Below are 13,635 nucleotides of genomic sequence, written 5' to 3' on the forward strand. Positions count from 1 at the left end.
TCAGAACTTCACGTTGACCGCGAGCTGCGCCGTGCGTGGCATGCCGAGCAGCCACTGAGTAGTGCCGCCCGACGTCGTGTAGATCTCGTCGAAGAGATTGTAGATGCGGAACGACACGGTGGTGTTGAGGTCGGGCTTCCACTGCACGCCGGCATTGACAATGTTGTAGGCCGGGCGCGTCACCGTGTTGGCGTTGTCGGCATAGGTCTTGCCGACGATCTGCACGCCTGCGTTGGCCGACCAGTTCGGTGCGAAGGCCCAGGTCGCCCAGATATTGGAGACGTTCTGCGGCACATTGACCGGTACGTTGCCGGCATAGTTCACGCTTCCGCCGCCCACCGCCTGCACGAAGTCATCGTATTTCGCGCGCAGGAAGGCGGTATTGGCATCTATGCGCAAGCAATGATCGAGCAGGAAACCGACTGACGCTTCGACGCCGCGCGATGACTGCTGGCCGACCTGGACGGTCAGCGACGGAATGTTGGGATCGCGTGCCAGCAGGTTGTTCTTCACGATCTCATAGCCGGCCAGGGTCCATTCGCCGCGGCCGCCCCAGAACGATTGCTTGACACCGATTTCGACCTGCTTGCCGGTCGCCAGGTCGAAGTTCTTGTTTGCGGAGGACAGTGAGACGAGCCCTCCGACCGGGTCGGCCGCGGTGGCATATTGGGCATAGAAAGCGAGATCCTTGACCGGTGCATAGACGGCGCCGGCGCGCCAGGTCGTCGAAGAGAACGATTTCTCGAAGCTGTTGGCGGGCGAGACATAGTCGGTGCGCGCGATTGTCGGTTCATCCTGACGTATGCCGGCAATCAAGGACAGTTGCTCGGTGACCGACAGCCTGTTCTCGGCAAACAGCGCGTACTGGTTGGTTACGCTGCCATAGCCGGGAACTGTGGGGTTCGGGCTGTTGAATACGCCTGGAGCGAAACTGAATGGGTTGACGGACGACGAGCCGCCGTAAGGTGAATTGTTGGTGTAGGTAAAATTGATGCTGTTGACGTCGAAACCTGCGACGAACTCATTGGCCATGCCAAGGACATGTCCGCGGAATTTCGCATCCATGCGATTGCCGACCTGCTGCTGATCGTGAAAAATCTCGATATAGCTGCTGCGGTTGATCAGGCCGGTGGCGGGGTTATAGGCGTAGCTTGGACGTCCTTCCAATGTCGCTTGGAGTTCAGATAGTAAAGCGTGTTCTGAACCGAAATTCCATCGGCCACCTGCCATTCAGTTTTCACCTGGTTCCAGCTATCCTGGTAGCGGATGTGGCTGTCGCTGACGTTGTAATTCTAGAAGCGGAGAGATTCATCGAGCCTGCCGTTGATCAGCGGCGTGCCGAAGTAGCGCGACGGGTTGCGGTCACCGTAGTCCGTGGACAGTGTCCAGGTGACGTCGTCGTTCTGCTTGATCTGGATCACGGCATGAAGCGCGACGTTCGAGGTGTCGTCGCGATCGACCCAGCCATCCGACATGTTGCCGGAGGCGGTGATCCGATAGGCGACGTCCTTGCTGACCGGACCGCCACTGTCCACCGCAATTCGCCGGGTCATGTTGCTGTCCAGCGACATCTCGGCCTGATTGCGAGGGACCCACAATGGCAGTTTTGAAACCACGTTGATGGCGCCGCCGACCGCGCCCGCGCCGTACATCACCGACGCAGGGCCGCGCAGCACCTCGATGCGCTCGGTCGACCAGGTGTCGAACGGAAAGGCCACCGTCCCGGCGCCGATATAGAGCTGGGTGCCGTCATACAGCGTCATGACGGAGCCAAGGCCCGTGAAGCCGCGGGTATTGAACGAGACGCCGCCATTGCCCGGTGCCGGGCTCGCCGTGAAGCCGGTGGCGTTTTGCGTCACCGCGTCGAGGATGTTCTGCTGGCCGCGTTCGGCGATGGTTTCAGCGGAGATCACCTCCACGCTGGCTGGCGTCTGCAGTCGCGTCAGGCCGAGCCGGCTGCCGGCCGTGCTCGCGCCGGTGAGGTTGAGCGTCGGTGCGGCGAAGACAGGACCAGTCGGCGCGGCAACCTGTGTACCGGTATTGACAGCTATGTTGCGCTGCTGGCGCAAACGCGCGGCGCTGGCGGTCGCAGAACTGCGTCGGGTGCTTTGGGCCCTCGGCGACGTTGCCGGCGACTGCACCACAACGGGGTCGAGCGTCTGGACCGTCCTTTCGGACTGTGCCCAGCCGTCGGTCGACAAAACCAGGCAGGAGAATGCAGCTGAGCGCAGAATCGCGCGGCGATACCGCGGCGCGAAGATTGTACGGGAGGTCATCAACAGACTCGCGATAACGTGGCACGTCACCGCGAACGCAGCTTGGCCGCTGCCTCAAGAAGAAGGCAGCCCCAACACCCACCAGGACACCCCGCCCAATGTGCTCGCGTGTGACCACGACTGACGGCAGGTCTCCTGGCTCGCGGGTCGTTACCTCTCGCCGCCTTCCCAGGTCCGCAGGCCCAGTGGCGTTTGGCGAAGGCTCACCGCTTACAGTTGCGGGGGCAGCCACGGCGTTGGGGGATCCCCGCACCGTATTCCCTATTGATCTCCCGAAGGAGAACCGTCGTTGTCACCCTAGTTTTATTTGCAAACGGCTGTCAATTGGATGTTTCGCTGCGGCAGAAGTCAGCGCGTGGCGCCGATCATCAGGCCAAGTCGAGGATTCGACACCGCGGGAGATGGCATGTCAGATCACGCGTCGATCCCTTATGAATTGGTTGCAGCGGTGAGCGTGGTGAGGTCTACTGCTTGCGCACAGGCCGACGAGGTCGCGATCACGACGCACACTACGTTCGACGTCGGTGACAACTCCAATGCCGTTCAAAGCTCCGCACGTATCCTTCGTATCGTTGCCGTTAAGGTGCCCTCCGGGATCAACCAGGCGATGATCGTTGGAAACTGGCTCGCGCGATGCTACGTTAGAGGGCATGCACGTCGAATCCACTCTCATTTGCCCGTCATGCGGCCATCGATCCATTGAGACGATGCCGACCGACGCTTGCCAATTCTTTTACGATTGCCGCGGATGCGGCACCCGGCTGAAGCCTAAATCGGGCAATTGCTGCGTGTTCTGCTCCTATGGCACCGTGCCTTGCCCACCGATCCAAGAGAATGGCAAGGGAGCTTGCTGCGGGTAGTTTGCCGATTTCCTGCGTGTGCCGATGAGTGCACGGGCTTTCGCGCGAGGATAACGCGATCGGCGTTGGGGTCCGGACCTCAATTGCTGCGCCGTCGCTCTTGCCCTAATCACGTGGGAATTCCGCCGCGAGCTCGCGCTAACGGGGCCCATAGAAGTGAACGAACGATGAACGGTACCCCGACAGCTATCGGGATCAGCCAGTACGTGAAATGAGGCAAGTCCTTCCAAAGCGGCAACTGCTTTCCATTGTCGACGTAGAACGATCGGGCGCTGGATCGACCTGAGTGGACCGCCGTCGATTCGAGCGGCGGCCGGGTCAACATCATTTCTTCCGCGGAAGACGTGGCCGACCGCATCGCCGACTTCATCAAGCAGACACGATACACGACAGGAGGGAGCATGCAGCATCGATCCACGCTTCGCGCGAGCCTCTCGGACTATTTGGCACCCTTGCCGTGCGCGAGGCAGCTGGAGCTCAGAGCTGCCGCCTATTCCGTCAAGCGTTCCCTCCCGTGACTTGAGCCCCCGGTTCCCGGATCATAATGATGTAACACTGTTGCGGATCGACACCCCGGCCTAGTGCATGGTACCGGTCATCGCCCGATCGATCGGAACCCCGAGTGACCCTTTCCTTCAGATTTGGCCGTATCCTGCCGCGCTCGCTGCGCGGTGCGATGACCATATTTGTGATCGCGACCTACCTGATCGCCGGCGTGCTTCACGGCGTGTGCGATCTGGATGTCACAAATTCGTCGCCCAATGTTGTCGTCTCCTTCGCCGACAAGGGCATCGGCCATTCCGACAAGGGCGCTTTGGCCGACCATCACTGTCACGGCTGCTTCTCCGTCTCCGTTCCGGCCCCAGTGATTGCAGCGGTAGCCGTGATGCGCCCGATAGAGATGGTACCCACGCTGCAGGTCGTTCGGCGCGGTCTGCCGCCCGGAATCGACCCACCGCCCCCGAAATTCCTGACCTGAAATGACCGCTGGGCGCATCGCGCCCTAGATCCGTCTTTCGTCAGGTTTTCACCATGTTTCCAAAGTGCGTCACGCGTTTCGCGTGCGCGACGGCGTTGCTGGTCAGTCCCTGGTTGCGCGGTGTCGCATTCGCAGACCCTCAACCTCGGAGCGGCGCTGCAGCGCGCGCTCGCGACCAGTCCGCGCCTGACGGCTGCCGAGCGCGACGTCGGGATCGCCGCCGGCCAGCGCATCCAGGCGGGGGCACTGCTCAATCCGGAACTGTCCTACGAACAGGACAATTCTTTCGGATCCGGTATCTACCGCGGCACCAAGTCGGCCGAGACGACGCTGCAGATCAGCCAGCTCTTCGAGCTCTTCGGGAAGCGCGAGGCCCGCATCGCCGCCGGGCAGGCAGGTGTGGAAGGAGCCACGATCGAACGCAAGGCGGTGCGCCTGCAGATCCTTGCCGAGACGGCGATCGCGTTCCTGAACGTGCTCGGGCTGCAGCGGCGCATCCAGATCCTGGACGAGCAGGTCGCCGCGCTCGAGCGTCTGACGCCCTTGCTCCAGCGCAGGGTGGACGCCGGCGCGTCGTCGCCTGCCGAGACGAAGTCGCCGCCGCCCTGGTGAAGGCCGATCGCGAGCGCACCAAAGCCAGCCTGTCCAGCGCCCGTCGCGAGTTAGGGGTGCTCATAGGGGAGACCTCACCGAAGTTCGCCAGCGTCTCCGGACGTCTGGATGCTACCGCTCGGGCGCCGTCGTTCCAGGCAGTGATCGCGGCCATCGACGCGAACCCGCAATTGGTGAGGTGGAATGCAGTCTACGCCCAGCGCAATGCCGAACTTCTTCTGGCGCGGCTGAAGCCTTACCCGGACGTCCGTCTCGCCGCCGGCTGGCGGCATTTCAACGAAACCAACGACGACGCGGTCCGGCTGACCCTGTCGGTCCCGATCCCGGTGTTCGATCAGAACCAAGGCAATATCCTGTCGGCCCAGGAAAGCCTGGCCAAAACGCGAGCCGAGCGCGAGGCGAACCGCAACACCCTCCTAGTCGTCGCGGGGCGGGCCTACGATACCGTGCAGGGCTCGCTGGGGGAGCTCGCTATTCTGCGCGATTCCGGCATTCCCAAGGCCCAAGCTGCCGCCAACGAGATCGAGCAGGGCTACGGCGCCGGACGCTTCTCTCTGCTCGAAGTGCTGGATGCCCAGGCCAACGTCACCCAGGCGCGCCTGCGCGAGCAGGAGGCGTTGCAGAACTACCATGTCGCCGTTGCGACCATCGAAGGGCTCGTCGGCAATCCCTTCGTTCTGGCGCGGGAGAGCGCACGATGAGAACTTCCAGCGCATTCATCCTGGCCGTAGCCGCGGCCGCCGCCGGCGCGTTCGGTTATCGCTGGCTCATGCCGGCCGATGCTCCCGCCGCGACGCAGCATGCCGAAAAGCATGAAGGCGGCGAAGCCAAGGAGGACAAGGGCGGCAACCAGCACGTGGAGAAGGACGAGCACGGCGCCGACCGCATCGTGATCAGCGACGTCAAGCTTGCGGCTGCCGGCGCGACGTTCGCCGAAGCCGGACCGGCTACCCTGACGGACACCCTGTCTTTCAACGGCGTGCTGCGCGCCAACCAGGAGACCGTGGTCCAGGTCACTCCGCGCTTTCCCGGCATCGCGCGCGGCATCAAGAGGCGAATCGGGGACGTGGTCGCCAAGGACGACCTGCTGGCCTCGATCGAAAGCAACCAAAGCCTCACCGTGTACGATCTCAAGGCGCCGATCGCCGGCACCGTGATCGACCGGCAGATTTCGCTCGGCGAATACGTGTCCGAGCAGAAGCCGGCCTTCGTCGTGGCGGACCTTTCAACGATCTGGGTCGATCTTTCGATCTATCGTCAGGATCTCAGGCGCGTCCGGATCGGCGACGAGGTGCTGATCGATCCCGACGACGCCGCAAGCGACATCAAGGGCAAGATCTCCTATCTTGCGCCCGTCGGGGCAAGCGAAACGCAGACGGCCCATCGCGCGGGTGATCTTGCCGAACCCCGACGGACGGCTGCGGCCGGGCCTGTTCGTGACCGCTCGTTTGGTCCTTGCCGAGCGGAAGGTGCCGGTCGCGGTGCAGGCGGGCGCGATCCAAACCTTCGAGAACAAGACGGTCGTGTTCGTGCGGGAAGACGACGACAAGCTCGAAGCACGCCCCGTCGAGCTCGGGGATTCCGACCAGAAGTTCGTGGAAGTCCGTGCAGGCATATCGCCGGGCGAGAAGTATGTCGCCGAAAACTCGTTCGTCGTGAAGGCCGACATGGGCAAGGGAGAGGCAGAGCATGATTGAGCGCCTCATCGAGTTCTCCATCCGCCAGCGCTGGCTGGTGATCCTCTTCGTGCTCGGGCTTCTGACCTTCGGTGGTTGGAACTTCACTCGGCTGCCGATCGACGCCGTGCCTGACATCACGAACGTGCAGGTCCAGATCAACACGCAGGCTCCGGGATATTCGCCGCTGGAAACCGAGCAGCGCATCACGTTTCCGGTGGAGACGGCGATGGGCGGCCTGCCCAAGCTCGAATACACCCGGTCCCTGTCGCGCTACGGCCTGAGCCAGGTCACGGTCGTCTTTCGGGACGGGACCGACATCTACTTCGCCCGCCAGCTCGTCAACGAGCGCATCCAACAGGTGAAGGACCAGCTTCCCGCAGGTGTCGAAGTCGCGATGGGGCCGATCGCCACCGGCCTTGGCGAAATCTACCTCTATACGGTCGAAGCGAAACAGGGCGCCAAGGCGCCGGGCGGCAAGGAATTCACCCCAAGCGACCTGCGCACGATCCAGGACTGGATCATCAAGCCGCAGCTCCGCAACGTTCCCGGCGTCATCGAGGTCAACACCATCGGTGGGTTCGAGCGCCAATTCCAGGTGCTGCCGGATCCCGGCAAGCTCATGGCCTATAAGCTCGGCTTCCGCGACGTGATGACCGCGCTGGCCGCCAACAACGCCAATGTCGGCGCCGGCTACATCGAGAACAACGGCGAGCAATACCTGGTCCGGACTCCGGGGCAGGTCGCCAATATCGCGGAGATCGAGGACATCGTCATCGGCTCGCGCGGCGGCGTGCCGGTCCGGGTCAAGGACGTGGCGCAAGTCACCGAAGGCAAGGACCTCCGCACAGGCGCCGCGACCCTCAACGGCTAGGAGACGGTGCTCGGCACCGCCATGCTGCTGATCGGCGAGAACGGCCGGGCGGTGGCTCAACGGGTGGCCGCCAAGCTGGGAGACATCGCCAAGTCTCTTCCGGAGGGCGTGGTTGCGCGAGCGGTGTACGATCGGACGCATCTGGTCGAGGCGACGATCAAGACGGTCGAAACAAACCTCGTCGAGGGCGCGATCCTCGTCATCATCGTGCTGTTCCTGATCCTCGGCAATTTTCGCGCGGCGCTGGTGACAGCCTGCGTCATCCCGCTGTCGATGGCGATGACCGTCACCGGCAAGGTCGAGACGAAGGTCAGTGCGAACCTGATGAGCTTAGGGGCCATCGATCTCGGCATCATCGTGGACGGCGCGGTCATCATCGTCGAGAACTGCCTGCGCCTGCTTGCCGAAGCGCAGCATCAGAAGGGCGGCCTGCTGAACCTGAGGGAGCGGCTGGAGACGATCCGTCGCAGTTCCGCCGAGGTCATCAAGCCCAGCCTGTTCGGAACGCTGATCATCGCGGTCGTCTACCTGCCGGTCCTGACGCTGACCGGAGTCGAGGGCAAGATGTTCACGCCGATGGCGCTGACCGTGCTGATGGCGCTCGCCGCCGCAGCCCTGTTTTCGATCACTTTCGTCCCCGCCGCGGTCGCCATCGTGGTCAGGGGCAAGGTGTCGGAGAAGGAGAACCTCTTCATGCGCGCCGCCAAGCGCGTCTACCTGCCGCTCCTTAACCGGGCGATCGCATTCCGCGGCGTCGTCGCGTTCGCGGCGGTCGTGGTGGTGGAGGCGAGCGTCTTCGCGGCGACCCGCATGGGCGGCGAGTTCATTCCGAGCCTCGATGAGGGCGATGTCGCTCTTGCCGCGATCCGGATTCCCGGAACGAGCCTGACGCAGGCGCTCGACCTGCAGATGGCATTGGAGAGGCGAATCCAGCAACTGCCCGAGGTGAAGGAGTTCTTCGCGCGAACGGGCACGGCCGAAGTCGCCACCGATCCGATGCCCCCGTCGATCTCCGACGGCTACGTCATGCTCAAGCCGCGCAGCGAGTGGCCGGACCCCGAGAAAACGAAGCCGGAGCTGGTCGAGGAGATCGAGAAGGCGGCCAACGACATCCTGGGCAGCAATTATGAGGTCTCGCAGCCGATTCAATTGCGGGTGAACGAGCTGATCTCGGGCGTCCGCAGCGACGTGGGCGTCAAGATATTCGGCGACGATCTCGACGTGCTGCAGGGCGCCGCCAAGCAAGTGCAATCGGTGATCCAGGGCATCCGCGGGGCGACCGACGTGAAGACCGAGCAGGTCGCCGGTCTGCCCATCCTCACCGTCAAGCTCGACCGGCGCGCACTGTCTCGCTACGGCCTCAGCGTCGGCGACGTCCAGAACATCGTGGAAATCGCCGTCGGCGGAAAGGGCGTCGGCAAGCTGTTCGAAGGCGACCGCCGGTTCGACATCGTCGTGCGTCTTCCGGAGCGGCTGCGCGGCAATATCGAGGCGATCCGGGCGATCCCGATACCCCTGCCGGCGGAAGAGGCCGGCACGCCGGCCCTCACGAAGACCGCTTTGTCTGCGGCGGCGGGCGCACAGCCGCGCTACGTGCCGCTGTCGTCGGTCGCAACCGTCGATTCCGCGCCCGGCCCGAACCAGATCAGCCGCGAGAACGGCAAGCGCCGCATCGTCGTGACGGCAAACGTCCGCGAGCGCGATCTCGGCTCGTTCGTGTCCGAGGCGCAGGACACGGTGTCGCAGAAGGTCAAGCTCCCGGCCGGATACTGGATCGGCTGGGGCGGCCAGTTCGAGCAACTGGTCTCGGCGACCAAACGGCTCACGATCGTGGTTCCGGTGGCGCTGCTGCTGGTCTTGCTGCTGCTGTTCATGAGTCTGGGATCGCTGGCCGATGCGCTTCTGGTGTTCAGCGGCGTGCCGCTGGCGCTCACCGGCGGCGTCCTGGCGCTGCTGCTGCGGGGTATCCCGTTGTCGATCAGCGCTGGCGTCGGCTTCATCGCGTTGTCGGGCGTCGCCGTCCTCAACGGCCTGGTCATCATCGCCTTCATCGAGCGGCTCCGACACGAAGGAAAACCCGTGCTCGAGGCCGTCCATGAAGGCGCCGTGACCAGGTTGCGACCCGTGCTGATGACCGCGCTCGTTGCCTCGCTCGGCTTCGTTCCGATGGCCATCGCGACGGGCGCCGGCGCCGAGGTGCAGAGGCCGCTGGCGACCGTCGTCATCGGCGGGATCATCTCCTCTACGATCCTGACGCTGCTGGTGCTGCCGGCCCTCTACGTGCTGTTCCGGAAGGACTCCGCGCCGGCACCGGTAGCAGAGGAGACGGCATGACGGAAAAGGCGGCGAATCCGGCGCGCCGGGATATCCGGCTCGACCTCTTCCGCGGGTTGGCGAACTGGGCGATCTTCCTCGACCACATTCCCAACAACGTGGTCGCCTGGGTCACGATGAAGAACTACGGATTCAGCGACGCGGCGGATCTGTTCGTCTTCGTGTCCGGCTACACGGTCGCGTACGTCTATTCGCGGACGATGGCGACAAAGGGCTTCCTCGTCGCGGCGGTCGGCATCATGGCGCGCGCCTGGCAGATCTACGTCGCGCACATCCTGCTGTTCGTCTTCTACGTCGCGAGCATCGGCTACGTCGCCCAGCGCTACGGCCACGCGCACCTTCTGGACGAGTTCAACATCCGTCGCCTGATCGCCGATCCGATCGAATTCCTGAAGCACGCGCTGCTGCTGGAATTCAAGCCGCTCAACATAGACGTCCTGCCGCTCTACATCGCCTTGATGGCGACGTTTCCGCCGGTCCTGTGGCTGCTCGTCCGCTCGCGCAACCTGGCGCTCGCGACATCCTTCGCGATCTACGCGGCCGCCCGCGCCTTCGGCTGGAATCTTCCCAGCTACCCGGAGGGGTTCTGGTACTTCAATCCGTTCGCCTGGCAGTTTCTCTTCGTGATCGGCGCTTGGGTCGCGCTCGATCGGACCGAGACGATAGGCCGCCTAATCGGATCTCGGGCCGCCGCGTTGTCGGCAGCGCTTTTTCTGCTCCTCGGGCTAGTCATCACGCTGGCGGCTCGTCTCGGTTTCGCGGACGCGATGCCGGAGGCGCTCGTCGATGTCTTCGTCCCGAACGACAAGACCAATCTGGCTCCTTATCGGATCCTGCATTTTCTCGCGCTCGCCCTGACCGTAGCGAGGTTCGTACCGCGCGACGCCTCATGGCTGACATCGCCGCTGTTGCGACCGGGGTCGATCTGCGGCGAGCGTTCTCTCGAGGTGTTCTGCGTCGGCATCTTTCTGTCCTTCGTCGGGCACTTCCTGATCGAGCTGGTCTCCGGATCGATCGCCTTCCAGATGCTCGTGGCTTTGGGCGGCATCTGCGCGATGACGACAGTCGCAAGCTACCGAACCTGGATCAAGGACGTCAGATCGTCCTCTAGCTCTCGACCCTTAAGGACAGCGTGATGATCAACAGAGAAACGGATCTGGGAGTCGTGTCGGTGGAGACCACGCGCCTGCGGGTGGAGGGCATGGATTGCGCAAGCTGCGCAACCAAGATCGAGAACGCTCTGATCCGGATGCCCGGCGTCACCGACGTGTCCGTTTCCGTCGCCGGCGGCACCGTCACTGTGGGACACAACGGCATCGATCGCGACGACATCGGGAATCGGATTTCCAGTCTTGGTTATCGGGTGGCGCGGGCCGAGAGCGACGGCTTTGCGGGCGAAGGAACAAAAACCTCACAGGAGACCCGTTCGAGCGACGATGATGCCACCGCCTGGTGGCTTACCCGAAAGGGAATGCTCGCGATCGGATCCGGCATCGCTCTCGCTGCGGCATTCGCGTTCGGTAAGCCCGTGCCCGCCACCGAGCACTGGGCTTTTCTGGTTGCGATGCTGGTCGGCCTCGTTCCTGTCGCTCGCCGCGCCATTGCGGCTGCGGGGGCTGGCACTCCGTTCTCGATCGAAATGCTGATGTCGATCGCAGCCATCGGCGCGGTGATCATCGGGGCGACCGAGGAGGCCGCGACCGTCGTCTTTCTATTTCTGATCGGAGAGCTCCTGGAAGGTGTTGCCGCAGGCCGCGCCCGCGCCAGCATTCAAGGCCTGACGGCACTCGTTCCGAAGACCGCTCGCCTCGAGCATGACGGTGGTGTGCGGGACGTGCCCGCCGACAGCCTGCAAATCGGAGCGACGATCCAGGTCAGGCCCGGCGACCGCGTTCCTGCCGATGGTGTCGTCCTCTCCGGAGAGAGCGCGGTCGACGAGGCGCCGGTCACCGGCGAGAGCACGCCCGTCCGGAAGGGCGCGGCAGCGACCGTGTTCGCCGGCACCGTGAACGGCGACGGCCTGCTGCGGGTGCGGGTGACCGCCGCGGCGGCCGACAACACTATCGCGCGGGTGGTGCGCCTGGTCGAGGAGGCGCAGGAGTCCAAGGCGCCGACCGAGCGCTTCATCGACAGGTTCGCACGGTACTACACCCCCGGAGTGGTCGTGGTTGCGGCCCTTGTCGCCGTCGCACCTCCGCTTCTGTTCGGCGGTGACTGGGTCGGCTGGATCTACAAGGGGCTGGCCGTCCTCCTGATCGGATGTCCCTGTGCTCTCGTCATCTCCACGCCCGCGGCCATCGCCGCCAGCCTGTCGGCCGGCGCCCGCCGGGGGCTTCTGCTCAAGGGCGGCGCGGTGCTCGAGCAGATTGGCCGGATAACGGTCGCCTGCTTCGACAAGACTGGCACGCTCACCGCGGGCAAGCCGCAGGTGACGGACATCGTCGGCTTCTCCCGCAGCGCGGAGGACGTTCTGCGGATGGCTGCGGCGCTCGAATCCGGATCGAGCCATCCGCTTGCCACCGCGATCCTGTCGAAAGCGGCGGAGGCGAAGACGCGGATCCCGCCGGCCTCCAACGCGTCGGCTAACCGCGGCAAGGGCGTGCGCGCGATCGTGGATGGGATGGAGGTTTTCCTCGGTTCACCGAAGGCGGCTGCGGAATTGGCGGCCCTTTCGGACGCGCAGCAGGCGCGGATCGCGGTGCTCAACGACGAAGGTAAGACCGTCTCCTTGCTCGTCATCGACGAGAAGATCGCAGGTGCGATCGCCATGCGCGACGAGCCCCGTCCTGACGCCGAAAAGGGTCTCAAGCTGCTATCGGACGCGGGCATCCGGAGGATGATGTTGACGGGCGACAACCGGCGGACGGCCGTCGCAATCGGCAAACAGCTCGGGATCGAAGTCGAGGCCGAGCTTCTACCCGAGGACAAGCAGCGCATCGTCGGCCGGCTCCAGCAACAGGGATCCGTGGTGGCAAAGGTCGGCGACGGCATCAACGACGCGCCGGCGCTCGCCGCCGCCGACGTCGGCATCGCCATGGGCGGAGGCACGGACGTGGCGCTGGAGACGGCGGACGCCGCGGTGCTGCACGGTCGCGTGTCGGACATCGCGGCCATGGTCGATTTGTCCAAGCGGACCATGAGCAACATCCGGCAGAACATCAGCATCGCGCTGGGATTTAAGGCGGTCTTCCTGGTCACCACCGTCGTCGGGATCACCGGTCTATGGCCCGCCATCCTCGCCGATACCGGCGCGACCGTGCTGGTGACCGTGAACGCGCTGCGTCTGCTCAAACCTTCGGGAGGGTAGCATGAAAGCGCCGGCCGCGATCTTTGCGAAATCTGTCCTAGCTCTCTTGCTCTCAACGACGATGACAGGCCAGGCCAACTCCCGCGGCAGCATGGCCGCCGAGCGCCCCTGGGCACCCGAACACATCGAGGGACTGCCCAAGGATATCCGCCGCCATGTCGCGGGGCACGTCGAGGCCTGCGGCAATGCGCCGGCCCGGTCACACTATTTCTTGGTATTCATCGAAGCGTCGGGACTGCGCTTTAGGGCACAGCACTTCGAAGACTTCGCCTGCGCCAGGCCGTCTCTGGTGTGCCGCCCGAGCGGCTGCCTCCACGAGGTCTTCGCAGACGACGGCAGACGCCAGTGGCTCGTCTTCAGCGTCTACGCACGTGACATGAAATTGACGAAGGAGGGCGGGACGGCGGGCATCGAGGTCGTCGATGCCGCGGGTGTCAGGTCGTTCGCTTGGAACGGCCGGCGCTTCGCTCCGTCGAGAGCACGGAAAACCGGGCGGTAAGCGCCCCATCACTCGTCGGCGTCGATTCCAGGTGGTATCCAAGCGTCCCGGCTGCTCGGATCGTCAATCCGCCAGCTTGGGGGCGCTCCGGATGCCCGAACCATGCCGTCGAGTGCTATGTGCCGCAAAGATGGCCAGCAGCCCGTTTTTGCCGACGAAGCGGCGACCATAGCCGCACCGACCCAGCCGCCTGAACGGGTGGAGGCAGCGAGAATCTT

General features: G+C 64.2%; 7 protein-coding genes, 3 pseudogenes and 1 riboswitch. Of the genes and pseudogenes, 8 read left to right on the forward strand and 2 right to left on the reverse strand.

The window, feature by feature from the left end; genetic code table 11:
- On the reverse strand, positions 1-1,167 hold the full coding sequence (locus IVA96_RS20315) for a TonB-dependent receptor (RefSeq protein WP_247418840.1): 1,167 nt from the start codon (positions 1,165-1,167) through the stop codon (positions 1-3).
- Between the two features lie 125 nt (positions 1,168-1,292).
- Positions 1,293-2,276 carry a TonB-dependent receptor plug domain-containing protein gene (locus tag IVA96_RS20320; RefSeq protein WP_247418842.1) on the reverse strand — a complete coding sequence of 328 codons (984 nt, stop codon included), beginning with the start codon at positions 2,274-2,276 and terminating at the stop codon, positions 1,293-1,295.
- A 107-nt stretch (positions 2,277-2,383) separates the two neighbouring features.
- A riboswitch (cobalamin riboswitch) is annotated at positions 2,384-2,579 on the reverse strand.
- A gap of 347 nt (positions 2,580-2,926) precedes the next feature.
- Between IVA96_RS20320 and IVA96_RS20325 the strand changes: the two genes are divergently transcribed.
- From IVA96_RS20325 to IVA96_RS20360, 8 genes and pseudogenes are all read left to right on the forward strand, one after another.
- Entirely contained in the window at positions 2,927-3,136 is a 210-nt protein-coding gene (locus IVA96_RS20325; protein ID WP_247277366.1) for a GDCCVxC domain-containing (seleno)protein, read from the forward strand.
- 622 nt (positions 3,137-3,758) lie between these two features.
- A complete protein-coding gene (locus IVA96_RS20330; protein ID WP_247418844.1) occupies positions 3,759-4,115 on the forward strand; it encodes a hypothetical protein in 357 nt (118 codons plus the stop codon).
- A gap of 53 nt (positions 4,116-4,168) precedes the next feature.
- Positions 4,169-5,428: pseudogene (ihpA, locus tag IVA96_RS20335) on the forward strand (divalent metal ion exporter subunit IhpA).
- A pseudogene (ihpB, locus tag IVA96_RS20340) lies at positions 5,425-6,424 on the forward strand (divalent metal ion exporter adaptor subunit IhpB). Before ihpA ends, ihpB begins: the two co-directional pseudogenes overlap by 4 nt.
- A pseudogene (locus IVA96_RS20345) lies at positions 6,417-9,611 on the forward strand (CusA/CzcA family heavy metal efflux RND transporter). Before ihpB ends, IVA96_RS20345 begins: the two co-directional pseudogenes overlap by 8 nt.
- Positions 9,608-10,747 (forward strand): OpgC domain-containing protein, encoded by a 1,140-nt coding sequence (locus IVA96_RS20350; protein WP_247418846.1) that lies wholly within the window; start codon positions 9,608-9,610, stop codon positions 10,745-10,747. The pseudogene IVA96_RS20345 and the gene IVA96_RS20350 overlap by 4 nt, the downstream one beginning before the upstream one ends.
- Positions 10,747-12,918: a heavy metal translocating P-type ATPase gene (locus IVA96_RS20355; RefSeq protein ID WP_247418848.1), complete on the forward strand. Its 2,172-nt coding sequence runs from the start codon at positions 10,747-10,749 to the stop codon at positions 12,916-12,918. Before IVA96_RS20350 ends, IVA96_RS20355 begins: the two co-directional genes overlap by 1 nt.
- A 1-nt stretch (position 12,919) precedes the next feature.
- Positions 12,920-13,417 carry a hypothetical protein gene (locus IVA96_RS20360; RefSeq protein ID WP_247418850.1) on the forward strand — a complete coding sequence of 166 codons (498 nt, stop codon included), beginning with the start codon at positions 12,920-12,922 and terminating at the stop codon, positions 13,415-13,417.
- Positions 13,418-13,635: the final 218 nt, after the last annotated feature.

The sequence above is a fragment of the Bradyrhizobium sp. 159 genome (genome assembly GCF_023073795.1).
In the GTDB taxonomy this organism is placed as follows: Bacteria; Pseudomonadota; Alphaproteobacteria; order Rhizobiales; family Xanthobacteraceae; genus Bradyrhizobium.